General features: G+C 42.6%; 25 protein-coding genes. 4 read left to right on the top strand and 21 right to left on the bottom strand.

Annotated features, from left to right (window positions below; translation table 11 throughout):
• Positions 1 to 22: 22 nt before the first annotated feature.
• Positions 23 to 1,255: a M28 family metallopeptidase gene (locus D9X91_RS14540; protein ID WP_158598335.1), complete on the bottom strand. Its 1,233-nt coding sequence runs from the start codon at positions 1,253 to 1,255 to the stop codon at positions 23 to 25.
• 112 nt (positions 1,256 to 1,367) lie between these two features.
• Here D9X91_RS14540 and D9X91_RS14545 point away from each other — a divergent pair, with 112 nt between their 5' ends.
• Positions 1,368 to 1,919: a 2'-5' RNA ligase family protein gene (locus tag D9X91_RS14545; protein ID WP_121681368.1), complete on the top strand. Its 552-nt coding sequence runs from the start codon at positions 1,368 to 1,370 to the stop codon at positions 1,917 to 1,919.
• Between the two features lie 43 nt (positions 1,920 to 1,962).
• Here D9X91_RS14545 and D9X91_RS14550 read toward each other — a convergent pair whose 3' ends face one another.
• The 5 genes from D9X91_RS14550 to D9X91_RS14570 all read right to left on the bottom strand — a co-directional run bounded on the left by D9X91_RS14550 (position 1,963) and on the right by D9X91_RS14570 (position 5,676).
• Entirely contained in the window at positions 1,963 to 2,730 is a 768-nt protein-coding gene (locus tag D9X91_RS14550) for an alpha/beta hydrolase (RefSeq protein WP_121681369.1), read from the bottom strand.
• 21 nt (positions 2,731 to 2,751) lie between these two features.
• Entirely contained in the window at positions 2,752 to 3,261 is a 510-nt protein-coding gene (locus tag D9X91_RS14555) for a GNAT family N-acetyltransferase (protein WP_121681370.1), read from the bottom strand.
• A 170-nt stretch (positions 3,262 to 3,431) separates the two neighbouring features.
• On the bottom strand, positions 3,432 to 4,112 hold the full coding sequence (locus tag D9X91_RS14560) for an LrgB family protein (protein WP_121681371.1): 681 nt from the start codon (positions 4,110 to 4,112) through the stop codon (positions 3,432 to 3,434).
• Positions 4,093 to 4,467 (bottom strand): CidA/LrgA family protein, encoded by a 375-nt coding sequence (locus D9X91_RS14565; RefSeq protein WP_121681372.1) that lies wholly within the window; start codon positions 4,465 to 4,467, stop codon positions 4,093 to 4,095. Before D9X91_RS14565 ends, D9X91_RS14560 begins: the two co-directional genes overlap by 20 nt.
• Positions 4,468 to 4,614: 147 nt before the next feature.
• Entirely contained in the window at positions 4,615 to 5,676 is a 1,062-nt protein-coding gene (locus tag D9X91_RS14570; RefSeq protein WP_121681373.1) for a M42 family metallopeptidase, read from the bottom strand.
• A gap of 151 nt (positions 5,677 to 5,827) precedes the next feature.
• On the opposite strand from D9X91_RS14570, the gene D9X91_RS14575 reads away from it, so the two are divergent.
• Complete coding sequence (locus tag D9X91_RS14575) at positions 5,828 to 6,112, top strand: hypothetical protein (protein WP_121681374.1); 285 nt, start codon at positions 5,828 to 5,830, stop codon at positions 6,110 to 6,112.
• Between the two features lie 167 nt (positions 6,113 to 6,279).
• Here D9X91_RS14575 and mctP read toward each other — a convergent pair whose 3' ends face one another.
• Together mctP and D9X91_RS14585 are read right to left on the bottom strand one after the other, a co-directional pair.
• Positions 6,280 to 7,794, bottom strand: coding sequence for a monocarboxylate uptake permease MctP (gene mctP, locus D9X91_RS14580; protein WP_121681375.1), 1,515 nt, complete (start codon positions 7,792 to 7,794; stop codon positions 6,280 to 6,282).
• A 33-nt stretch (positions 7,795 to 7,827) separates the two neighbouring features.
• Entirely contained in the window at positions 7,828 to 8,037 is a 210-nt protein-coding gene (locus tag D9X91_RS14585) for a DUF3311 domain-containing protein (protein WP_121681376.1), read from the bottom strand.
• A gap of 229 nt (positions 8,038 to 8,266) precedes the next feature.
• Here D9X91_RS14585 and D9X91_RS14590 point away from each other — a divergent pair, with 229 nt between their 5' ends.
• Positions 8,267 to 8,791, top strand: coding sequence for a sigma-70 family RNA polymerase sigma factor (locus tag D9X91_RS14590; RefSeq protein WP_233569805.1), 525 nt, complete (start codon positions 8,267 to 8,269; stop codon positions 8,789 to 8,791).
• Positions 8,788 to 9,747, top strand: coding sequence for a hypothetical protein (locus D9X91_RS14595; RefSeq protein WP_121681377.1), 960 nt, complete (start codon positions 8,788 to 8,790; stop codon positions 9,745 to 9,747). Before D9X91_RS14590 ends, D9X91_RS14595 begins: the two co-directional genes overlap by 4 nt.
• A 49-nt stretch (positions 9,748 to 9,796) precedes the next feature.
• Here D9X91_RS14595 and kduD read toward each other — a convergent pair whose 3' ends face one another.
• The 13 genes from kduD to D9X91_RS14665 form a co-directional block, all read right to left on the bottom strand.
• Positions 9,797 to 10,558 carry a 2-dehydro-3-deoxy-D-gluconate 5-dehydrogenase KduD gene (kduD, locus tag D9X91_RS14600; protein WP_121681378.1) on the bottom strand — a complete coding sequence of 254 codons (762 nt, stop codon included), beginning with the start codon at positions 10,556 to 10,558 and terminating at the stop codon, positions 9,797 to 9,799.
• Positions 10,559 to 10,569: 11 nt separating this feature from the next.
• The gene (gene kduI / locus D9X91_RS14605) at positions 10,570 to 11,400 is read right to left on the bottom strand and encodes a 5-dehydro-4-deoxy-D-glucuronate isomerase (protein ID WP_121681379.1); all 831 of its coding nucleotides are present in this window, start codon (positions 11,398 to 11,400) and stop codon (positions 10,570 to 10,572) included.
• A 55-nt stretch (positions 11,401 to 11,455) separates the two neighbouring features.
• A complete protein-coding gene (locus D9X91_RS14610; RefSeq protein WP_121681380.1) occupies positions 11,456 to 12,082 on the bottom strand; it encodes a YesL family protein in 627 nt (208 codons plus the stop codon).
• 104 nt (positions 12,083 to 12,186) lie between these two features.
• The gene (locus tag D9X91_RS14615) at positions 12,187 to 14,430 is read right to left on the bottom strand and encodes a polysaccharide lyase 8 family protein (RefSeq protein WP_121681381.1); all 2,244 of its coding nucleotides are present in this window, start codon (positions 14,428 to 14,430) and stop codon (positions 12,187 to 12,189) included.
• A 20-nt stretch (positions 14,431 to 14,450) separates the two neighbouring features.
• Positions 14,451 to 15,656 carry a glycoside hydrolase family 88 protein gene (locus D9X91_RS14620; protein WP_121681382.1) on the bottom strand — a complete coding sequence of 402 codons (1,206 nt, stop codon included), beginning with the start codon at positions 15,654 to 15,656 and terminating at the stop codon, positions 14,451 to 14,453.
• A gap of 57 nt (positions 15,657 to 15,713) precedes the next feature.
• The gene (locus D9X91_RS14625; RefSeq protein ID WP_121681383.1) at positions 15,714 to 17,279 is read right to left on the bottom strand and encodes an extracellular solute-binding protein; all 1,566 of its coding nucleotides are present in this window, start codon (positions 17,277 to 17,279) and stop codon (positions 15,714 to 15,716) included.
• A gap of 103 nt (positions 17,280 to 17,382) precedes the next feature.
• Complete coding sequence (locus D9X91_RS14630) at positions 17,383 to 18,249, bottom strand: carbohydrate ABC transporter permease (protein WP_121681384.1); 867 nt, start codon at positions 18,247 to 18,249, stop codon at positions 17,383 to 17,385.
• Between the two features lie 13 nt (positions 18,250 to 18,262).
• A complete protein-coding gene (locus tag D9X91_RS14635) occupies positions 18,263 to 19,249 on the bottom strand; it encodes an ABC transporter permease (protein ID WP_233569806.1) in 987 nt (328 codons plus the stop codon).
• 236 nt (positions 19,250 to 19,485) lie between these two features.
• Entirely contained in the window at positions 19,486 to 21,795 is a 2,310-nt protein-coding gene (locus tag D9X91_RS14640) for a helix-turn-helix domain-containing protein (RefSeq protein WP_121681385.1), read from the bottom strand.
• Between the two features lie 232 nt (positions 21,796 to 22,027).
• Complete coding sequence (locus D9X91_RS14645; RefSeq protein WP_121681386.1) at positions 22,028 to 22,489, bottom strand: methylated-DNA--[protein]-cysteine S-methyltransferase; 462 nt, start codon at positions 22,487 to 22,489, stop codon at positions 22,028 to 22,030.
• The gene (locus D9X91_RS14650) at positions 22,482 to 23,384 is read right to left on the bottom strand and encodes a DNA-3-methyladenine glycosylase family protein (RefSeq protein ID WP_121681387.1); all 903 of its coding nucleotides are present in this window, start codon (positions 23,382 to 23,384) and stop codon (positions 22,482 to 22,484) included. Before D9X91_RS14650 ends, D9X91_RS14645 begins: the two co-directional genes overlap by 8 nt.
• Positions 23,381 to 23,944 carry a bifunctional transcriptional activator/DNA repair enzyme AdaA gene (locus D9X91_RS14655; protein ID WP_407644197.1) on the bottom strand — a complete coding sequence of 188 codons (564 nt, stop codon included), beginning with the start codon at positions 23,942 to 23,944 and terminating at the stop codon, positions 23,381 to 23,383. The genes D9X91_RS14650 and D9X91_RS14655 overlap by 4 nt, the downstream gene beginning before the upstream one ends.
• A gap of 622 nt (positions 23,945 to 24,566) precedes the next feature.
• The gene (locus D9X91_RS14665; protein WP_233569807.1) at positions 24,567 to 25,079 is read right to left on the bottom strand and encodes a nucleotidyltransferase domain-containing protein; all 513 of its coding nucleotides are present in this window, start codon (positions 25,077 to 25,079) and stop codon (positions 24,567 to 24,569) included.
• Between the last annotated feature and the right edge of the window lie 125 nt (positions 25,080 to 25,204).

Here is a 25,204-nt window from a genome sequence, read left to right on the forward strand (position 1 = left end):
GCTCAGAAATATCTGAGCCTTTTCAAGTGCCAACCACTTTATGATCTGCACTCCTTGTCCATTCACTCGTCTTGTCCTGCAAATTTTCGATCACATGAAGCGCAATTGAAAAAACTTCATTCATTTTTTCGGGACTGATCCATTTCAATCGATCATCCGGTGTATGAAGTAGATCAGAAACACCTGTACAGCTGAATGGGATGCTTGGGACACCATTTGAGAAAAATGTATAATGGTTGCTTTCATACCAAGGGTTTACCCATTGTACAGCCGGGAAACCTTTCTTGATTGTCTTCAAAAGATTTTCGAGTCCAAGTGACCCTGCCATCAACGTCATATTATTAGTGCCCAGCGACTGTCCGATCCCGTCAAAATTGATGGCAGCTATCCCATCTTGTAATGTTCTGTCAAAGTTGCTCAAGTAGATTTGATCCCCTAAGCCAAGGTACTCCTCAGAGCTGAATGCAATAAACTCAAACCCCATATGGAGGTCATCCCGAGTGCTGATTTCTTCGGCCAGCGCGAGGATGATTGAAACGCCAGAAGCATTGTCGAAGGCACCGTAAGTCTTAAATACGGAATCATAGTGCGCAGTCAGGATGATCTTCTCTTTTGCATTGCCGTTTAGCCTCCCGATGATATTTCTTGTTTTACCTGGACTTCTCTTACTATCAACAATCAATCTTATTTGTGCTGCATTACTACAATTATTTATCATTAATCCTGTTTCTGCTGATATCGTTACAGAGGGAATATCCAGATCCCAGTCATTAAAAATGGGTTCATCGTTCATTTTTTCCATCCGGACTGTGATGATGGCAGAAGGATTTTTTTCTTCTAACAGCTGGATGACACGCTTATGAGATTCTGGATTGTAAATCGTAAAGCCTTTAGGAATAAAATTTTCTTTGGAAAGCTCTCCATAAAGCAAGACAATTTTCCCTGCTAAATGCGGGGTTGCTTCAAGCTCTTCCAACGTACAAATTGGCATTATCTCTCCAGTGATATCACATGCTGCCGAAAACGAATTTGCTCTTGCATCCAGCTGTTCACCTTTCAGGATCAAACACGCTTTTTCACATTCCCAGTTCGGAACTTCAAATTCCTGTTTTTCAACTATTAATCCAGCATTCTTCCAAACTTTTTCGATATATTCAGCCGCAGCATCATTCGCATCAGTCCCGATCGGCCGGCACCCAATCTCCTCAGCCAAATATCTTAAATGCCCCATCACTCTTTCCTTAACTGGTTCCATCGACATCACCCTCCATTTTGATAATTATCCCACATTAAATTTTAACATAAAATTCCAGGTGAAGTTTATTATGTTACTATTATGTCAATAAACAAATATTTGGAGGATATATATGTACTGGATCATTATGTTGTTTGATGAAAATACTGAAGGACAAATAAAATCGCTCTGGAATGAGCTTAGTAATGAGAAAATTTCTTTTTATGGAGAGAAGTTTCAGGATGCCCGTCCACACATCACGCTTGGGAGCTATAAGAATCTAAATAAAATGGAATTCATAAAAGATCTTGAAATCTTTTATGATAGGAAACCTCGTATGAACGTCACATTCAATACCGTTGGATCATTTTTAAATTATGGAACGTTATTTCTTCAACCCACTGTAACTAGTGAACTGTTGCAATTTCATCGATTGCATCATGAAGGATTCATAAAATATAGTGACCATGCGAATCCATTATATTTACCTGGTAAGTGGATCCCTCATTGTACTCTAGCAAATAAACTTGAACCCGATATACTTTCTAAAGCTTTTCAATACTGTCTGGAACACAGCGAAAAAATCGCTGGGGAGATTGTAGAGATAGGTTTGATTGAAATGTCTGTTGGAGAGAGTAAAGGGAGTTTAGATGCACCTTTAGTTTTTTCAAAGAAATTAATCTAACTATATAATTAACTTAGGCTCAGAGAAAGGACTCCCTGAGCTTTTAAGATCCTAACAGTTGTTTTATCACTTCTGGAACTCTCTTTCTAAAATTGGAATAATCGTGTTCTTCTCCTTCAAGGATCTTAAATTCAAGAAACGTGAATTTCTGCCGAAGATGTTGATGAACCCTTTTATTTGAATTGAGGAATTCCTGACTCGTTCGGGCATCCATGCTCTCAGCCGTTCCGCAATCCATATAAAATGCTTCGACCGATGATAGATCTGTTTCTTGAATCAATTCTTCGATTTTTTCTTGATTTCTGAAGAATGCAGAAGAAAAAACGGCAATTCTTTTGAAAATGTGAGGATGGCGGCAAGCTGCATAAGTCGACATCAATCCCCCAAGTGAAATCCCTGCCATGGCAGTCGCGTCAGGAATCGTACGATAAGCTTGATCGATGTATGGTTTTAATTCCTCAACGATAAAGGACAGATACGTTTCCCCATTACCGCCAAGTGTACTAGGTGCCCCGAGAAGCTTTTCCGTATAAGCACCGTTCACCCAAGGACACAATTCATTGATTCTTTCCTCCAAAATAGGGATGGTGTCAATTGCCACGACCATGATATCGAGTCTTTGCTCATCCAAAAATCGCTTCAATCCTAAAGACTTTCCACGAATGGCATCCTTGTCTTCAAATACGTTCTGTCCATCATGCATATATAAGACAGGATATCGCTTTTTCGTCACTTCATAATCTACTGGCACATAGACGCGAATGGTCTTTTCCTTTTTTAATAGTTTGCTGTTCATCGAGAAGATATCCATTTTTCCCAGCCCCATAATCTTTTAAAAATTGATTCCAAATAGCTTTAATTCCTCATCATCATTCGGCAAAGTGACCAGCTTTTCGTATTGCAAGCCTATTCTTTCTAGAAGTTTGATCGAACCTTCATTGTCGACGGATGTAATGGCAACGACCCTTTTTAGTTTTTGATCATTTTTGCCATATTCCAATGAAGCTTTTGCGGCTTCCACTGCGTATCCCTTTCCACGGTACCCAGGGAGAAAGGCATATCCGATATCGACATCCTCGAGACCCTCTCTTTTGATCAGGCCGCACATCCCCATAGGCGTATGATTTTCCTTCAATTCAGTTAAAAAGAGGCCGAAGCCGTGCTCCTCATACATTTTCATGGGCCCATTCAATAGGCTATTTTTTGCTTCCTCTTTTGTCCGGATTCCCCTGTCGCCGATATTTTTTATATAATCCGCGTCATTCATCAGCTCAAGCATAAATGGTGCATCATCTGGCATGAACCTGCGCAATATCAGACGTTCCGTTTCGATTACTTTCATTTATAATTTCACCCTTCTCTCTATTAATTTCAAATTCCAATCATATCCCCATCTATATTTTGTTCTCTTGACGATTTAATAGGGCGGGCGGTGAGCATCCGGAGGCTCGCGCCACCCGCTCCAATCAACGCCCTATTCTTATCAAAAAAACCGAATAAAAATTGCTCCCCCTATTGAATCCAAGGGTAAATCCATGGAAGGATCAACGCAGTGATGATTGCGGACAATCCCATCGCTGCACTGGATACCGCACCTTGAATTGGTCCTTGTACAATGGCTTGACTTGTCCCGATGCCATGGGAGACCGTCCCGATTCCCAATCCCCTTGAAAATGGATCTGTGATTCCCATTATATTCAGAAGAACCGCTCCAAAAACTGCCCCAAAAATTCCTGCGGTTATAACAAAGGCAGCTGCAAGTGCGGGATCTCCCCCGATTAATTTTGTCGTCTCAATCGCTACCGGTGTCGTCACCGCTTTAACCGCTGCTGTGGCTTGGATTTTTTCAGATAGTCCAAGCGCAATCGACAACCAAACAGCAGAGAGAATCGTAGAAATGATTCCGATTACAAGCCCCGCAGCTGCAGGCACAAGGCGCTTCTTAATTAGTTCACGATTTTCATAGATGGGAATCGCTAGCGCCACAGTTGCCGGCCCCAGCAAAAAAGTCATGATATCCCTTGCCGGCTTATACTGGTCATAGTCTTCCCGAAATCCGATGAGTAGAGCAATGATGACTAAAGTTGATGTAAAAACCGGGGTAGCAAGCGGTGAGTTTACCTTCTTTGCCAGCTGGCGGGCTCCGGCATAAACCATTATGGTCATGAGAATATTAATCAGCGTTGTGCCCATGCCTGGCCTCCTCCCTCTTCGAAAAAAGCTGGGATACGCCAGCCGTCACTCCCAAACCAATGACCGTACTGAAGACAATCATGATCAGGATTTGAATACCGCTCGTTTTAATCAGTCCCCCATAAGCCATCAGGCCAACCGCAATCGGGATGAAAAAGAACCCTAAATGCCGGATCAAAAATGCAGATCCTTTTGATATGTAAGACATCTTTATTACACCTGTCGAAAGGAGGACATACATTAATATCATGCCGAATACCCCAGCTGGAATGAGTAAATTGAGTATGCCAACCACCCATGCAGATACGTAATAAATCACTGTCAGAAATCCCAATTGCAGCAAAAATCTCAGCATATCCCCAAAACCCCACACCCTTTCTCGTAGAAATCCAATTGACCTAATAACATCATATAAATAAATAACTGGTATGTCATTTGTTTTATTTGAAAAAGGTGACAGGCACCATCCAGAAAATGGATGGTGCCTGTCACCTTTTTTATTTCAATAATTAATAAATTGGTTCACGGTTTTCTTGTCGAGCGCGTTGACCAGTGCAACCAGCAGTTTGACTGCATTTTCAAGGTCCTGCTTGCTGGCCATCGAGGCGTGGCTGTGCATATAGCGCGTGGCGACGCCGATGACGATGCTTGGGATCCCAGCTTTGTGCATGTGGAATTTACCTGCGTCGGTTCCGCCTCCGAGGAGCAGATCGACTTGATACGGGATGTTATTTTTCTCCGCCGTTTCAATGATGAAATTGCGGAACCGTACGTTCGGTATCATTGAAGAATCCAGGAACGTAATAAGCGGTCCTTTTCCAAGGCTGACGTTTTTGCTTCCACTATGGCTCGGGTCATCCTTGGATATCCCCATGTCGAGCGCAATGGCGATATCGGGGTCGATGATATATGGCAGTGTAGTGGCCCCGCGCAATCCTACCTCTTCCTGCACGGTCGCCCCTGCATAAACCGTATTCGGATGCTGGCCATTTTGCAGCCCTTTCAGTGTCTCAAGAGCGAGATAGCAGCCCGCGCGGTTATCCATTGCTTTTGCCAAAATCGTATCGTTGTCGGAAAGGAGTTCATATGGACAGATCGGGAGGATCGGATCGCCTACTTGAATCCCCCACTTCTTTACCATCTCATCACTTTTTGCCCCAATATCGATGAACATTTCTTTCATCGGGTACACTTTGCTTCGTTCTTCAGCTGTCAGGATATGCGGTGGCTTCGAGCCAATCACACCTGTAAATTCTTTCTTTTCAGTGATGACTTTTACCCGCTGCGCCAGCAAAACCTGATCCCACCAGCCGCCAAGAGGTGCAAAATACAAATACCCTTCCTTCGTGATCTCCTTGACCATGAAGCCGACTTCATCCATATGGCCCGCAAGCAGGATCTTTACATCTGATTCAGTTCCTTTTTTCTCACCCACGATCCCGCCTAAACGGTCCGTTAAAATACTGGCGCCGGCTTTTTCCAACTCTTTTTTTATGATTTTACGGACCGCCCCTTCAAATCCCGGCGCTCCATAAGCTTCCGTCAATTCCTTCAATAGATTCATTTATGTACACCATCCTTCAAGTTATATCATTTTTAGAATGGATGGTTTTTGGATTTTTATACCTTGCCGTGAATGCATTTTGGAAATCCGCTTTTGATAACCAAAATATGCTAATATTATTAAAAATGCTGTGTTTAGGGAGATTGGTCATATGAATAAAGTTTTTATCCTATCCTTTTTACTTCTACTAATCAATTTTGACAAAGATCAGAAGAAGATGAAATGGAAGCTGCTTCTTCCCCAAGCGGCTATTTTATGGGTTTTCGTCACGTTATCAGATTGGATCATCAAAAAGTTGGATTTTCCTTTACTGAAAAATATCAATGAAGATTATTTACTATGGTTCGGAGGAGCACTGTTTTTCTTGATTTGCTGTGGGGTTTCTATTTATAGTTGGAGACGTTTCAATATTGAAAAAAGAAAAAATAACCGCTGATGATTATGCTTTCTTTTTATATTTCCCCTGGAAGATGAGAGTTCTTTTTCTTAATGCCTCCCCCTATTCTTCTATATAGTGGTAACCAAGAAAAGGTGACAGGCACCATCCATTTTCTGGATGGTGCCTGTCACCTTTTTTTTCATTAATATTTTAATTCTAAACTATTATGCTGCTTTGTAATCTTCTTCTGTCGTTTGGTCTTTTCCGTTGTTCATTCCCATTGCCTTAAAGACATAGGTTAGGATGATCGCTACGATAAAATTGAGGATAAGCGCATAAAGAGCTGCGTAGCCGGTTATTGTCGAACCAAACAAGTGAAGTGGATAGATTGATTTTAAATTTTGCGAAAACGCCATCATCGTACCTGCCAGCATACCTACAAACCATCCGATGACAAGAGCCCAGCGATTAAACCAATTTGTGTAGAGCCCAATGATCACCGACGGGAAGGTTTGCAATATCCAAATCCCCCCTAAAAGCTGCAAATTGATGGCATATTCTTTCGGGAAGAAAATGATAAAGCCAAGTGCCCCCACTTTTACTAGAAGCGAAATGAGCTTTGCCATCCCTGATTCCTGTTTAGGTGAACAATTCGGATTGATATACTCACGGTAAATATTTCGTGTAAACAAGTTGGCTGCAGCAATGGACATAATCGCTGCAGGAACAAGCGCCCCAATTGCAATGGCTGCAAATGCAAAACCACTGAACCAATCAGGGAACATTTGCAAAAACAAAGCTGGAATAGCATCATTACCTGACTTTGCATTGACATGTGCTGCTAAAGCCATGAATCCGAGCAATGTAATGAATCCAAGCACTAGGGAATACGCAGGCAATATAGCGGCATTCTTTTTAATTGTATTACGGCTATTCGAACTGAGCACCCCTGTCAAGGAATGCGGATATAGGAATAATGCAAGTGCAGATCCGAAAGCAAGCGTTCCATATGCCATGAATGACCCTTTTCCTAGGATGAAAGAGCCTGGTGGGTTATGGGTGGATAAAGCCTCCTTTGCTGAATCAAAAATCGTTCCAAAACCACCTAGCTTCATTGGAATGACGATGACGGCCACGATAATCGTTATGTAAATCATTACGTCCTTTACAATAGCGATCGATGCCGGTGCTCGAAGTCCACTGGAATACGTATATACAGCAAGAATGGCAAATGCGATGATCAGCGGAAGTTCCCCAGCGAGCCCTGTATTTTTAAATCCCATTGCCGAAATGACTGCCTGCATCCCGACAAGTTGAAGAGCAATGTAAGGCATAGTCGCCAATATTCCTGTTATCGCAACAGCCAGTGCTAATGTACTGCTATTGTATCTGCCCCGGACAAAATCGGAAGCGGTTACATAACCATGTTTTCGAGAAACTGACCAAAGACGAGGCATCACAACGAAAATAAACGGATAAACAACTATCGTATAAGGAACAGCAAAAAAACCCATCGCCCCTGCCCCATATAATAGCGCCGGTACTGCGATAAATGTATACGCGGTGTATAGGTCACCGCCTAGAAGAAACCATGTTACGACCGTACCGAATCTTCTGCCGGCAAGTCCCCACTCATCAAGCTGGGTTAAATCTCCTTTACGCCATCTGGCTGCATAGAAACCGATAACGGTTACGAAAATAAAAAATAGAATGAAAACACTAAGCGCTGTCCAGTTCATCTCTTAACACTCCTTCAAGCATTGATAGTTCAATTACTTTTCCTTCGTTTTCACGTATACGATGATGGTTAACACCCCTGATAGCAGGATCATCGCAAGCTGATACCAATAAAAAAACGGAAAACCCATAAGCCTTGGTTCATCAAATGCGTACATACCTGGGAACAGCGTTGTGATAAACGGGACTAACAAAAGTACATACCAAAAGCTAAATTTCGATTTTCGACTTTTTTCCGTATTCATATGTAATCTCCTTTCCTACTAATATATTAAATATTTGCATAACTAAAAATAGTCTGTCAATTCATTTTTAAAAAATTTCCTACTTTTGTTTATTTTTAGGCTGTTTTCAGGTGACAGGCACCATCCATTTTCTGGATGGTGCCTGTCACCTTTTTAATATTTTTTAAGCCAAAGCGATGATGTGTGCGTCTAATACGTGTAAAGTAAATACCAAGAATGGAAAAAGTAGGTGATTGCGATTAACGAGTTAGTGGCCGCTGCTCAAAATGGAGATGAAAATGCATTTATAACATTATTCCAACAATATGAGGTAGATCTATACAGAATTGCATATGTGTATACGAAAAATCAGGATGATGCATTGGATGTGGTGCAGGAAACCGCCTATCGCTCTTTTAAAAACATCCATACGCTGAAGGAGCCAAAATATTTCAAAACCTGGCTGATCAAAATTGCCATGAGCTGTGCAACGGATATACTTCGGAAGAAAAAGAAAGTGGTTTTTTTGGACACAGAACTAAAGCCACCTGTTCAATCCACGGAAGTAGATCTACCATTGACGATTTCCTTAAAGAGCTTAATTAACAACTTAAAAGAAGATGAAAAAAAAATCGTAATGCTTAAATATTATTATGATTACACATTCAAGGAGATTTCCAACATCATGCAAGTCCCGATTGGAACGATTAAATCCATACTCTATCGATCATTGAACAAGTTGAAACATCAATTTAAGGAGGGCGAAACCTCATGAATGATAAAAAACTGGTAAGAGAAGAAATGGAAAAAATCGAGATACCTAAAGACCTCCATATGCGCTCGGTACTTGGTGTAAAAAAGGCAAAAAATGAGCTCGGCAACAGCAGAAATCAAACAAAATCCCCCTCAAAATCAAAGGGCTTGTTATTGACTGCTGCAGCCGCAATAGTAATCACAGCGACAGCATGGAGCTATGGCAGTACATATATCGTGGATGCCGGTGAAACATTGATCAGTAAGGTTTTTGGTTCAGAGGAAAATCTAAAACAAGCTGTTCCTCAAATGACGAAAAAAGGAATGAAAGATCTGGAAAACCATTTCGAATTGGCCCAGAAAACGCTCTCACCTGAAGAATTCCAGACCTACAGCAGATTGGAAAATGAAATGCTCCCATTTGAAAATAAAATGAGGACAAAAGATGGCAACCGGTTTATCTTCGATGAGAAGAAACTGAATGATTCTGAAAGAAAACGATATAAAGAAATTAGAATTCAGATTTCCCATTTGGAAAAGAAAATCTATGCTGTCACCCAGTACGACTTTGAAGGAGCTAAAAAAATTGCAGATTACCCTGTACTTCTCCCGACATTTATTCCAGATGGATATAAAATTGTTTCCGCAAAAGGATCTACAAAGGACGAAAGCCCGAATAAAGATCCTTTCATTAAAACCCAATATATGAAAGGCGAATTCAGTATATATGTCAGTCAGATGCCACTATCATCAAAGGATCTGCTGCCGAATGCTTTCTGGTATGAATATAAAAAGTCTACCCCATTCGAACTGGATGGCAATATTGTTCACTATAATAAGGACTACAACATCCAAACAATGATGGTCAAAGTCCAAGACACCGCCGATCAAAAAGGCTACTACCTCGTTTTGGTTGGAGAATTGATTACAAAAGATGAAATGATCAAAATCATGTCTTCCATGCTGAAACAACAATAAAAGGTGACAGGCACCATTCAGAAATTGGATGGTGCCTGTCACCTTTTTATTATCTTCCCATCCAGCCGCCGTCGACGACGAGGGTGTGGCCGGATACGTAGTCGGATGCCGGTGATGCAAGGAAGATGGCGGCACCGGTTAAGTCATCCGGCTGGCCCCATCTTTCCGCCGGGATGCGTGAAAGAATGGATTGTGCACGTTCAGGGTCTTCACGGATCGCTTCCGTGTTTTTGGTTTCAATGTACCCTGGCGCGATGGCGTTCACTTGGACATTGTGTTTCGCCCACTCATTGGCAAATGATTTCGTCAATCCTGCCACAGCATGCTTGCTCGCGGCATATGCCGGGACGAACAGCCCTCCTTGGAACGATAACAAAGATGCAATTGAAATAATCTTGCCCGCCTGCCTTTCCAGCATCGGCCTGGCAACAATCTGAGTGAGATGGAACACGGCGTCCAAGTTCACAGCCATGACCTCACGCCAATTTTCCGACGAATATTCAGATGCTTTGTCCCTTCGGATCGTCCCTGCATTGTTCACCAGGATATCAATTGCCCGATCGGCAAGGAGCTCTTGCATTTTTTCATGAATCTGATCTGACTTTCCTAAGTCAATCATCAATGGAAATGCTTTTTTTCCTTCCTGTTCAATCAACCCTAGCGTTTCGTCCAAGCTTGTTCGGTTTCCGGTAATGACAACATCAGCGCCTGCCTTTGCCAATCCAATGGCGATTGCCTGCCCGATCCCTGACGCGGCACCCGTTACAAGCGCCGTCTTCCCTTTTAAAGAAAACATTGACTCCAAGAACATGCTGCCTCCTCCTATTTAAGCTTTTTCATGTCAACCGCGTCCATGTCGGTGAAAGTGTAATTTTCACCTGCCATCGCCCAGATAAATGTATAATTGCTCGTACCGACGCCAGAGTGGATAGACCAAGCAGGAGAAATGACCACTTCCTCATTCTTGACGACGAGATGCCTCGTTTCTTCAGGCTGGCCCATAAAATGAAATACCCTGCCATCTTCCGGCATATCAAAATAGAAATAGATTTCGCTCCGTCGATCATGAAGATGGGCGGGCATCGTGTTCCACATATTATTTGGTTCGAGAAGTGTCATGCCAAGCATTAATTGACAGCTCTGGATTCCATCCGCATGAATGTATTTATAAATGGTCCGTTCATTCGATTCACTCAGCGAGCCCATCTGTGCCGGCTGTGCATCATCGATGGCCACTTTTTTTGTGGGGTATGCTTGATGAGCAAGTGTGGAGACAAGATAAAACTTTGCCGGGTTTTGAGGGGATGCACTTTTGAATGAGACTCTTTTATTGCCAAGCCCAACATACAGGCAATCCCTTTTCTTCAATCTATATTCATCGCCTTCGACAAATACAAGCCCTTCTCCCCCTACATTGATGATACCCAATTCCCTGCGTTCCAAGAAGTAATCCGTTTTCAGGTCATCGGATGACTCCAACAAGAGCTCTTCTGTACCAGGGACAGCCCCTCCAATGATCATACGATCTTCATGGGTGTAGAGCATATTGATTTCCCCATTCAAAAACAATCTTTCACCTAGATACTTCTCCCGTAATTCCTGTGTAGTGTAATGCTTCGCTTCTTCTGGATTGGTTGCATACCTGAATTCCATAGTTCCATGCCTCCTCACTAAAATACTTTCCTGTTTTGCAATCGGATCAATCCATTCAATTTATCAGCATCACTCGACTTTTTTCGATTCGCTGAAAGGCCAGATGGGCCAGCCACATGACGGCTAAGCATACCGGGCTGACACTGAAAAATGGAAGAAAACCGGGGACCATTTTCAATAAGAGAACACCAGCAAATAAAACAGAAGCGATCGCTGCTACATGAAAAGGATGTGAAACAGCGATCAAGGCGGTGCATTTGATGAACTCCTTCCATCTAAGGCGATAATGTACATAAACGGGAATGACCATGATCAGCATCATGGTATACACTGCCATGACAACAAGTAGAAGTACTGAGATAATAAACGGCAATACCCCATGAAAGCTCAGGAACAGGCGATGGTAAAAATATAGAATGAAACTGCCTGCTGTCATTCCCCATCCAATCAAGTTGGCCATAAGCCAATCCCGTCGATACATTTGCCAAAAATACTTTGTCATCGGCAAGTCCTCTTGCCTGCGGATCCATTGGCGGGCAACTGCAAACATCGCAAAGGTTGATGGAAATATTCCGAGAACCCCTAATCCAAATATCAAAAATACGGTCCAAAGAAATTGAAGGTAAACAAGACGGGTAATCCATTCCATTACCGTATACAATCCTCCTGTGAGCCTAGGCATTCACATTCCTCCTTTCACATGATTGACAGCGCTCCCATTTTAATGAAACCGTCCTCCTCTTTTACTGTACAAAGCAAGGACATCATTTTAAATCACGAAAAATTTCAATCATCATCATTTTTTCTTTTATCGAAGGAAAATGCACCAGTCTTCTTAAATTTGGCAAGGATCGGCCTGCCTTTGCGTTCAGCCACTCTAAGATTAATATGCAGCTGGTCACCATTCCGCTCAACGGTCATTCCCTCCGGTACTGCTGCAATATCCATCTGTCGAAGGACCATCCTGATTTCCTTCTGTTTCATCGTTGGATCTGAAATTGCCAGTTCCAATTCATCTCCATTATCTTTTATCAAGATAGCTGCTGGCCCATATGCCGTTACGGCTCCCATGTTTTTCTTGCGGTGCTCCCAAAAATGGATTCCTATTAATTGAAGCTGCTGAATGGAAACAGCATGCACTTCGTTTGAATTCTCAAGGATACAGACTGTCGGATCTTCTACAAATTTACTTAGATCATCTTCAGTGATATGTGGAAAGAGCACATATGAATAGGTGCTGCCGTTCATCCGCTTTTCATGTTCCGTCCAAACAGTCAAAAAATCTCTGGATAACTTATCAGCTGGACCAGACTCATTGATATCAATCCAAGATCCGCTCCGCTCTTCAAATTGAACGAAGAGCTTCAAATCTTGCGGGAAATATATCCCCGTTCCTTTCTCCTCCATGTCTTCACTTATCCAAAGTTTTTTCGGATTTTCGATCATCAATTGCTCATTTTTGTCGACCCTTACCCAGTCGTCGATCAGGCATTGCAGGTTGGCATCCTGCTGAATCATTCTGTTTTCCAAAATCGTTTCAGCATTGGGACAAGAAATGCCGGACCCTAAACAAACAATCACATCACCAAACATGAACCACGATTTTTTTGCTTTCAATCCGTTTGCCAAAGCGATCTCCATGCCTGCTGTTCCGAACTCACTTCCAATGGCAGTCCCACCTGTCCAATCCCTTTTGTTCTGAACATTGGCTCCGTTCCGAAGCTTTTTATTCATTACAGTAGTCCCGGGCATCCGATATGGATCGACTGTCGGCCAATATCCAACCCCATATGCTGAATCTTTTCCCCGATACAAATAGGTCATTCCCATCGCTGTGTGCCAGCCCCGCTTGTTTTCTCCGTTCATATACTCAAAGGTTCCCGTTCGTTTTGAGCACATTGATAATCCGAATGCGAAGTGTTCCCGGTGGTGAACGACCCTATCCATCATCGGAAATTGGTGATGGGATGAATTCCGAACTGATTTCTGCAGCTGCCTTCTGTCCAAAGTTTTATTTTCTACTTCATTTAGAAACAAATCATTACTGTGCAATTGTCCGTGACGGAAATTAGACATTAGAAAATGCTGCAAGCAATCCTTTTCTTTGGAAGGCATAATATCGGAAAGCAGCAATAGGGACTTGCCGAAGTCTTTGCCCGCCATATTATCTTCAAGAAAATGTCTGGATATTGCCCGTCCGCGCACCATGTCCATCATAACGCCATCGCGCACGAACGGTTCGAATGAGTTTGCAATCGTCTCGTGAACACTTGAAAGAAAATCCTCATCAAAGCCCCATTCACTCCCATGGAATAAATGGGCCAGCTCCGCAAAACCTCTGATCAGGACGATCCCGTAGCTTCCCGTATATGGGATATTCCCGTGCTGGATGAATGACCCATCCTCATAGAACCCATCGCCGCTATCTACCGCCTTGAACACTTGCGGTATCAAACCCCTTGCTTCTAAAAGCTTTCGTTGGTCATTGCAGATGATTCCGGAAATGGCATTGATCCTTGCAAGATCGATAAGGTTTGCTCCCTTCGCCGGCACGGTTTGCTTCATCATGAACCGGGGATCGGGACATAAATGGTGGATTGCAGAAATAGAGCGTTCTATTAAATTCTGAGAAAGGTTTTCATAGAGAAGGACCATGATATCCACAAGGCGAAGCGGTATGCCTATTTCCCAATCCCACCAGTTTCCATATGGCGTGGCATTTTCATGATAATGGTGGTCTAGGTTCCAATGGAGACCTTCCTGAACCTTCTTCAATAAATCTTCATGTTGATGATACGTGCAGCCCTTCGTACTGTATGCAATGGCAGCCGCACGTATTTGCCGGAATCTGTCTGTGAGTTGGTGAGATGCAGGACGCTTGTTCATTTTATATAAGTGAATATTGAATGCATCTGCCCGTTCATCAATGCTTTGCAAAATCCGCTCTTCTTCAACATCATTGCGCCTCAACGCACCATTCCCTGTCAATCTCTTTTTCCATTTTCGCCTCAAGCTTACCAGGTCTGGCACCGGTGTCCCTCCTCAATTCCCTACCAATACATCTTCCAATCCTTCAATAGCCGCACTAGTGCCTCAAAATAATAATAGTCGCCCCAGATACAGCTTTCATCCACGCCTAGGCCACCGCCTTTATAATAGACTGCATGCTTTAGGACGCCGTTCGCTTCACCGTCAATGGCGGTTGTATAATATTCTGAGAGACTGTAAATCATTTTTACCGCTGCTTGTTCATAATAGTGTTTATCCGGATCAGTCAATGGCAGGTTCTTCGCCATTTCAAGCATGCCGCAGATTGCAATGGCTGCTGCAGAGCTGTCCCTTTCCTCGGGTCCTTCTGTAAAGCAAAGATCCCAATAGCAGATTTCATCTTCAGGCAGCCTATTAAGATAATAGTTCGCTAGTTTCTTGGCCGTGTCAATCAGACGATGGTCACCGGTATAATGGTAGCTTAGCGGAAAGCCATAGATCCCCCAGGCTTGCCCCCTCGCCCAACACGAGTCATCTGCATAGCCCTGGAAAGTCGTCCCCTTGATCGGTCCACCTGTTTCAGGGTCCATATAAAAGGTATGAAACGTGGATGCATCAGGCCTCACGATGTATTTTGCTGCCTGCTGAACATGACTGTAGGCGATTTTTTGATATTTCGGGTCCCCCGTCACTTCCGAAGCCCAATACAATAGCGGCAGATTCATGTTGCAGTCGATGATCATCCTCCCTTTTTGCTCTGGATCATTCAGATCCCCCCATGCCTGTAGAATGCCTGCCTGATCATAAAAGCGTGTAATCAACAGGTCTGCTGCCTTCAAGGCTGCTGCCTTCGCCTCTTCATTCCCTGTCAGTTTATAGGCGCTGATACAGGAAAGGGTGTACAAAAAGCCGACGTCATGATGATCAACTTCAATCTTTTCCTCAATCCGCTGCTTGAAGCTTTTGACATGCTTTTCGGCAGTCTTCCGATATCTTCCATCCCCTGTCACCTCATAGGCGAGCCAGACCATCCCTGTCCAGAAGCTCGACGTCCACTCGACATTATCGAGCGCAGGATAGATTTGATTTTTGCTGCTGGAGTCCGGAAATCGCTCGGTGAAAACATCGAGGTTCTGATCAATTTTAGCCAAAACATGGGCAATTGCCCGCTCGACATATTCTTTTGTAATGGGAGGAACTTTCTCAAACCGCTCCTTCCGCTGAATTCCTTCATCATGTACATGCTCTGTAAATAAATGCTGCGCCATTCTCTCATCTCCTGTTCAAATGAACGAGGCGCTCATTCCAAGCGCCTCGCCATACGATTAATTGTTCAAATAACGCTTATATGCATCCTCGTGAACCTTGATGAAATCTTTGATGCCTAATTCCTCAAGATGCTTTTTATATTTTTCAAAGTCGACCGGTTCCGCCCCCATGATCCAGCGCTGCATCATTTCATCGGTGTACGTCTGAATTTGCGGTCCGATATCATTGTTTACTTTTTCCTCCTCCTGTGTGAAGTTCAAAGCTGGGAGCTCCTTGATAAAATAATCGTTTTTAGCGTATTCATCCTCGCCTTTTAATGCGATATCGTTCGTCCATTGCTTCTCATAATCAAAATCCTGCTGATAAGCAAACATGATTTGAGCTCCGACTGCACGTAGAGCACCAGGGATGTCGCTGCTGGAGAGCACTTTCTGTGCGAGGACCGGTTTACCGTCCACCATATTATAGGTATCGCCTTCTACGCCATAGTTCATTAATCTTCTGCCCTCTTTGGTGAAGAAGTAGTCTAAATATTTGATGGCTACTACCGGATCCTTCGTCTTATAGCCAATGGCCACGCCTGTGAAGTTATTGAATGGTGAACGTCTCGTCGGCTCGACCCTCTTTCCGTTCGGAGCTGCCGGCGGGGCAAATGGGACAAAATTTATGCCTGGTATTTGGTCTTTCAACGTTGTATTGTAATTCGCAGTGCTTCCAAACCAATCGTGAGTGGCACCTCCCGTATTATTCCCTAAAAGGACATCGCGGGAATTGCCGCCCCTTGTGAAGATTTCAGGATCGATCAGCCCTTCTTTGTACCATTGAGCCAAGTTTTCCATCGCTGTGCCGAACTCTTTTTCATATGGGCCATACTTCACTTGATCACCATCTAAATGAAAATCTCCGAACCCGCCCCAAAGGCTAGCCAGGTCAAAGATGCGGTTGTTGATGCGGGTGAAGAATGGAACTTCATCCTGCTTGCCGTTTCCGTTTGGATCCTTTTCCTTGAATGCTTTGAGAACGTCATGGAATTCATCAACTGTCTGAGGTACTTGAAGGCCAAGCTTGTCGAGCCAATCTTTCCGGATATACCAGCCTTCTGCTGCCACCCCATCCGCGATGAACGGCATGTAGTACAGATGGCCATCAGATGCTTGAGAGATTTTCATGATTTCAGGCATATCGTCCAAGTATTTTTGAATATGCGGTGCATACTTCTTGATCAGGTCCTCCAACGGAAGGAAAGCACCTTCCATTCCGTATTTATTCAAATTCTCCTTTTTATCCATGACAAAGTCCGGAATCGAACCCGACGCTATCATTAGGTTGAATGCTTCTGTACTGTTGGTCGACGTTTTGGGCGCAACCCCTTTTAATGTAACGTTTGTTTCCTTAGCGGCCTGCTTGAAGGTCGGCCAATCATCATCAAAGATGACGCCGCCATCGTTATAGTGCAAAAATATAGTTTTTTCAACCGGTTTCTTGCTGGCCAGAAATCCATCATTTTTACCTGCCGATTCTGTATTGGTTCCATCTTTGCTGTCGACACTTGACTTATTCGTACATGCAGTCATGAACACCATGAAGACAATCGCTAGAATGATTGAAAACTTTCTCACCATCTCCTATTTTCCCCCTTAGCATATTTATTGGAATTAGTGCAAATTGATAGGTTCCATGGATTGCTGCTGCATCACTCCCTTCAAATATTCGCCAAATTTTGGCTTATTCCTTGATTCCCCCGAGCATGGTTCCTTTGACAAAATATTTCTGTAAAAAAGGATAGACGATAATGATCGGCAAAATGGATACAACGATCGTTGCATAAATGATGGTTTCCTTTGAATATTGCGTCGTGACATCCATTGCACCCATCATTTGCTCGCTGATGCTCATTTCTACGATCAATTTTTTCAGCAGCACCTGAAGCGGTATTTTACTTTGATCATTCAATAGAATCATCGTCCAGAAATAGCCGTTCCATCTGGCGACTGCATAAAATAATCCGACTGTGACAAGAGCGGGTTTAGACAAAGGCAAGTAGATTTTCGTTAATATTTGTAAATCACTTGCACCATCCACCTTCGCGGATTCCTCAAGCGAATCCGGTACAGACTGGAAGAAGCTCCGCAAAATGAACACAAGAAATGTCGATATCGCAAATCCTATGATGATGCTCGTTCTTGTGTCTAAAAGACCCAATTCTTTAAAATTCAAATAGGTCGGGATGATCCCGGCTTGGAACCACATCGTAAAGGCGATGAAGAAAGCGAAGAAGCTTTTGCCCATCAGCCTTTTTTTCGAAAGCGGGTAGGCCCCGCATATCGTCAGCAGTAAGTTAAAGAACGTACCAACAACGGTGTAAAAGATCGTGTTCCCGTATGCTCGCCAAATTCCAGGCTCCGATAATACCCTGCTGTAGGATTCAAATGTGATATGTCGAGGAAAGAGCAATACTTTTCCGGTTATCACATCCTGTGAAGAACTGATCGATGATGAAAATACATAGATGAACGGATAGATGCAGGCAATCCCAAGGACGATCAATACTGTGTAAATTCCGATCATCGAGAGACTTAATCTTTTTTTCATACCATTTCACCTCCTACCATAGGCCATTCTGTGTGAATTTTTTGCTGAGCTTATTGGCGATGACGACCAGAATGAAGCCGACTATAGAGTTGAAGAGCCCTGCAGCTGCCCCTATTTCATACTCGCCGCCCTGCAATCCTGCTCGGTATACGTAAGTATTGATAACGTCGGCTGTCTCATAGGTGCTTGGTTGATAAAGGAGGATGATTGCTTCATAGCCGATTTCCAGGAACTGACCGATATTAATGATGAAAAGGATGATAATCGTCGGCAATATCCCCGGAATTGTCACGTGCCACATTTGACGCCACCGATTGGCTCCATCCATTTTTGCCGCCTCGTACAGCTGTGGATTGATTCCTACGATGGCTGCAATATAAATGATGGCATTAAATCCAATATCCTTCCAAATGTTCATCCCGATGAAAATCGTCCTGAAATATTTCGCTTCAGTAAGGAAGTATGTTTTCGTTCCGCCGAATTTCTCAATGATCAAATTGACGAGACCATGAGTGGGTGCAAGGAAATTGGTGATAATCCCTGCAACGACGACGATGGATATGAAGTGAGGCAGATATGTCAAAGTCTGAATCGCCTTTTTCACGAACAGCTGACGCACTTCATTTAATAGAAGCGCCAAAATAATCGGTGCCGGAAACGCAAAGATCAAACTGTAAAAACTGATCATGACGGTATTTTTGAAGGTTCTTAGAAAATATTCGCTTTGAAAAAATCGTACGAAGTTATCAAATCCTACCCAAGGGCTGTCAGCAATTCCCCTGAAGAGGCTGTAATCCTTGAATGCGATTTGCAGACCGTACATCGGCTTGTATTGAAAAATGATGTACCACGCAATAAATGGAACCAGCAGTAAATACATGAAGCGATCGCGGACGATATTATTCTTGATTTGCTTCCACCTTGATATCTTTAGTTCTTTTACTTCCTCGACTTTGATGGCTGATACAGATTTTGCAATGGAGGTTTCACTGGTATTCAATCTCCCACATCCCTTCCCTAAAAAATGTAAACGCTTTCTAATATTTTTGTAACCTTATCGTAATGGATGAAATCTGCACTTTTCCATCGCTAAAATTTCATATCCATGTGTAAAAATTTCATTTTTAAGCTTTATCGCAAAGATTGAAGATAAGCAAAAAAAATAAGCATCCCATTGGATACTCAATGATCTTCAATCATTTCTGTGCGGCAGCCCTCACGGCAAAGATCTTATAATTACATAATATTTCTCATATCATCCTTCCCCAGATGGATTTGTTCCTTTTCATATTGCCCTGGAGAGAGACCGACGTATTTTTTGAAGATACGGATGAAAGAATTGACGTTATTGTAGCCGACCAGTTCAGCTACTTGATGGATTTTAATGTTTTCATTGCCTGACAGAATTTCCTTGGCTTTTTGAATTCGGTATTGGTTCAGTAGATCCTTAAAGTTTTTCCCTGTCTCTGTTTTGAAAATGGTGCTGATGTAGCTCGGTGATAAATGAAAATGAGCAGCAAGATCATTGAGCGATATGTCCTGTTGATAATTCTCATATATATATTCGGTCAATTGTGAGGCAATCGAATTTGCGTCCTGATCCTTTTCCTCATTGATCTGCTTCAACAATGTTGTAAACAACTCTGCTATTTTTTCCTCGAGCCTTCCTTTATCATTGATTTGCTTCAGTTCTACGTATAGACCATCTTCATGCTGGTAAATATCAGCTGCATTTATGTTCAGCTGCTGCAGGATGCGATTGACGGTGGAAACGATGGCAAAGACGAACTGCGAAAGCGAGTGCTTTGACAGATTTTTCTCATGCAGGTTTTCCTGAAGGATTCGCTTCATCATGAGAATCGCTTTTTCCTCTTTCCCTTGTACGCTTAATTGAATGAGATCCTTTTCGATTTCAATCGGATAATAGTAGCCGACGTTTTCCAGGTGGCTGATATCGCTTATCGTCAAGATCGTTTTCTTTTCAATGGCAAATCGGTATTCTAGAAGTTTTTGAGTTTGCTTGAAAGAATCTTCGATATTTTCTAAGGAAATGACTGGTTCACCGATGGCAATTACCGTTTGCTCTTGTATATCGCTGGACAATTTACTCATTAATTCCCGAAAGACGGATATGATCCTCTCCTTAGCCGTTTCTTCAGTGATGACCACGACTTTTTCATTCTCAAGGGCAATCATTTCACTCCGTAAATTCATGTGCAGAAATTCCTCAAGCAAATCATAATTCTTCAGCTTTAATTTGTAGATTCCTTCTTTCGATAAGTGATCCTCCAATTCCCTAAATAGGCAAAATTCAAGTAGGATGACAGTGAACGACCCTTTTAATACTTCGATTCCATGCTGTTCGATTGTTTCTTGTACAAGCTCATTCGGCACCAGCCCGTATAATAAATCACGAATGAATTTCACCTTAAGCGGCAGGCGATTTTCCTCCACAGTCGTTTTCAACTGGTCGTTCAGTTCCTTCATTTTCTGTGTCGTTTCCTCGATAAAATGAAACTCATCCCTTATCTCCCCATGGTGAAATGGCGATAAGGTGTTGACCATCCGTTTGATCGGACGATAGTTGTATTGGACGACAAACCAAGCAATTCCAAAACCGAAGAGAATCAAAATCAAGCAGACGATGGCGGTCGACCAAAATAAAGGCGGAAGCTGACCGGTTGCGATTTTTTTCGGAGCGATATACACATAGCTCCAGTCCTTGATCACATTGGAAGGAACTGCATTGATTGTATACCCCGCTTTGCTGACAGAATATTTGCCGCCTTGGTTTTCGGCATTTTTACCAATCGCTTTTAGGGATGCAGGTGCAAGCAGCTCTTTTAAGAGCGCATGGTCCGCATTCGACTTTACGTGAACAAGCTGATCATTGGAAACCAGGGCGAATGTCTCATCACTGCCATTGTACAGTGAAGGAAAAATACTCTTATTATAGAAGGAAATGAAAAAAATTACTTCATTTTTATAGTCGATCTTTTCTTTTTTGACGATTGTGATAAAATCGTTGTTCTTGTCATTTGGAAGGGTCAAAATACGGTAGATGCCAAATGATCCTTCTTTATCCTGCAAGTAGTGCTGAAGCGACTTTTTGCTTTTTTCTGAAAGTCCTAGCGTTTCATAATAATCATTTTTATCAATTGTTCTTGTCGAGGTAATGACCGTATCCTTGTTCCCCTTCATCACGCCAAGATTGTAGCCGAAGCTGGCGAAGGCGGTTGTGTTGTCCCGGAGCTGGTTGAAAACCCTGACATTATTATAGTTTTCGAGTTTTGGATTCGTATTGAAACTGTACTCCTTGAAATCATAGCTTGTCTTCAGCTGATTGATTCCCTTTAAAGCGACCTGCACACGGGTATCCATATTTTCCAGCGTCTGCTGAAGGATCATTCTATGGTTATTAATACGATCCAGCCTGTTCATTTGATTGTTCTTATAATAGTAAATTCCGACGATCACAAACGTATAAATCAAAATAATGCCTATAAACGAAAGGAACAAATTCCGCATGAACTTATAACGCCTCAAACCTTCACCCCCTTTTTCATCTACATTTCTTTTCTTATTATCGACCGTCCTCACAAAAAATGGATATGCTTCTATATATTAATCATAAAGAATCGATATACCTTCCGACTATCTTCATTTTTTTCGGTCATATTCATTTCTTTCACATATGAGCAAAAGGTCCCGATAACAGAAAAAGGTGACAGGCACCATCCAGAAAATGGATGGTGCCTGTCACCTTTTTTACCTTTTTTTATTTTGCTTCATGTTCCAGCAGCCATTTTTTTCGCCAAAGCCCACCTGAATACCCGGTCAATTTACCATTCGATCCGATGACGCGGTGGCATGGGACGACGATGCTCAGCAGATTTTTCCCATTCGTGGTGCCGACTGCACGGATCGCCTTTTCATTCCCGATGAACTGTGCAAGTTCTTTATATGACCATGTTTCTCCGAATGGAATTTCCGTTAACGCCCGCCACACAGATTCCTGGAAAGGGGTTCCTTTGAACTTTATGGTAAATGTAAATGTACTCCGTTTACCTTGGAAGTACTCGTCCAACTGGTCATAGCATTCCTTTACCGGAACGGGGCTTGAGAAATCGGGTTCCAAAGGTGATTTCTCATCTTCTGTAAAAAGAATCGAAATGACGCCTTCATCGTCTCCGATGATTTCAAGCATCCCGATCGGTGATTGATAAAATCGTTTATCCATATAATGACCTCCATAAATAAAAGACGGCATAGGCCTGCCATCCTCTCCAATTTTGAGTCCAAATCTTGATTTCTTCCACTGTCGGCTTTCGATCCATTTTCAACTGTTGCTTGATCGCGTTATGAAGGCCGACATCCGCGATGGGAAATGCTTCAGGATGAAGGAGGCACTTCATCATCACATAATCTGCCGTCCACGCTCCAACTCCACGCAGCGCAGTCAACGCCTTATGGATTTGTTGATATCCATTCAATTCCTTCAGCCGTTCCTTCGAAATAATCCCTTCATTCATCGCCTTAGCCAAACCGATGATATATTCCGCCTTCCTTATCGTAAACTGATGCATACGCAAGTCTTCCACATCCAGACCGGCAATGCGCTCATAGGAAGGATAAATCCAATAAGTCCGTCCGTTAAACTCCAATTTGTCTCCATACGCTTCAACAAAGCTCTGTTTCAGCGTATAGGCAAAATTCAAATTAATTTGCTGCCCCATGACGGCCCATGTTAATGCTTCAAACAAATCCGGCATTCCAATGATCCTTAATCCGTCATACGATCCAGAAATAGAACGAAGTATTGGATCTTCTTTCATCATCCGATAAAACCCCGATAAATCCTTGTCCAAGTCAAATAGTTCATGTACAAAGGAAATGATTGAAGCTCGGTCACCTTCATTCGGAGTTCGATCAACGAATTCGACGATCATGCCCCTATCATCCATATTAAGTTTGACCAGGTATCTATTTTCCCCCATCTTGATTGCTTTATATAGGACATCACCTTCGATGTGGTGAAGAACCTCTTTGTCTGACCTTCCCAGAAAAACGAGGCACTCGGAAAAATCAAATTCATCCGGAATGGGGATCACTGTCTTGCTCAATAGGAAACTCACCTTGCTTTCTCCTCATGTTTGTACTTCCGATATTCGCTCGGTGTACATCCTTTCAATCTACGAAAAACTTTATAAAAATTGGATGGGCTATGGTACCCTGCCTCAAAGCAAATTTCCAAGTTGGTTTTAGACGTATGCCGCAGTAAGAATGCCGCCTTATCTATCCTTACCTTTTCTAAATATTCATTCGGAGTTTCACCCGTTTCCTTTTTGTATACCCTCTCCATATAAAATGGACTTACACCGATGTGATGAGCGATATCTTGAAGCTTCACCCTCTCTTTAAAGTGCTCGATCAAGAATGATGATACATTTTTGACAAGGACCATTTGAGGAGAAAGCTCTGAGTCTGGCTGACACCTCTTGCATGCGCGGAATCCCGCCTCCTCAGCTTCGCTCATATACCGATAAAATTCAACATTGATTTTTTTCGGCTTCCTCGACCGACAAGACGGGCGACAGTAGATCTTTGTCGTTTTCACAGCAGTATAAAACATTCCATCATAAGCACTATCGCATGCGATGATCTTTTCCCACATCTCCTCGAACGATAACTTCATTTCCGACAATATCCATCACCCTCCCTTTAAGTAAACGCCTCTTTTGTTTCTATTTTAGCCACATTCTTCACAAAATTCCTCCTCAATCTTGCGCTTATGGTCGGAGGATGATGTGGGGGCTTGTTTCTTATTACTTATCGGCAATTTATTCGATGGAGGGGTTAACATATCTTTCCTTTTCTCTTTAGACGTTATCAAAATAGGCTGTATTCAAAAAAGAAAGGACTTTGCATCTAAGCTAGTCATGTTTATCCTTGGGCTTATAATTTCTAATTTCCATTTTTTCATTGCTCCTTTTTTCTAACCGCTCTTTATGTAAAAGAGTGTGTAAGGTTGATTTCCGCTGCAGGATGCTCGCTTTCCGAGGGGCCTCACACGAGAAGTGAGGTCGTTCGATGTTGGCACACGACGTGCCGAACTTAATCGAACATCCGCCTAATCTCCCTCGCTCCGCTGCGGGGTCTACCTTGGCCCGCTGATCCCCCCGGAGTCTCGCACCTTCCCCTCCAATCAACAGAAAATGATGAGTTATTTGAAAAAAATCTGTTAAAACAAACAATCGTTGAGAAAACGCCTTTCTAAATACTGGTCTTAGTTCTGCTGACCTTTAAAAGCAAGATTGTCAGTCGTAAAATGTTGAATCAATAATCGCGCGAAGAAGATTTATACTCTCTATGTCTTTCGTCCGCGGTTTCCTGCCGATTTGTTGATATACATGCTTTTCTTCAAGCAATTGATTCGGGTGTAATACGTATAATGAAATATCATTCAAATGAAAAAGCTTTGTCGGCATTGCATCGGCACGCCATACCCATTGAGGCAAACCAAGAGGAAAAATCGTGCCATTTTCAACTTGTGTTAAATACAAAAACTGAACATCCACACCATCTTTGGAAAAATCCGTTTGTCTTTCGCTTACGGCGTTGCGCATAAAGCCCATTTTATCCAGTTCCTTCTCCAATATCATTTTATCCCGCGCCCAAATGACCAAGTCAATATCCTCGTGAGCGCGAGATATCCGCCCAATGAGAAAATCGATTGCCCATCCCCCTCTAAGCCATAAATTGATGTTAAGAGAATGGCACAAATCACTTATTTCACTCAGTTTGATTAATTGATCATTACACTTTTTCATTTCATTATTCCCCATATATATTTCACTACCTCTTTAAACAATTTCAGAACACTTCTTTACCAATTATTTCAAAAATCATTCTTTTTCACAATCACAAAATTCAAGACTTAATAAGGGATTATTGG

Origin of the sequence: Falsibacillus albus (genome assembly GCF_003668575.1) — a bacterium.
GTDB lineage: Bacteria > Bacillota > Bacilli > Bacillales > DSM-25281 > Falsibacillus > Falsibacillus albus.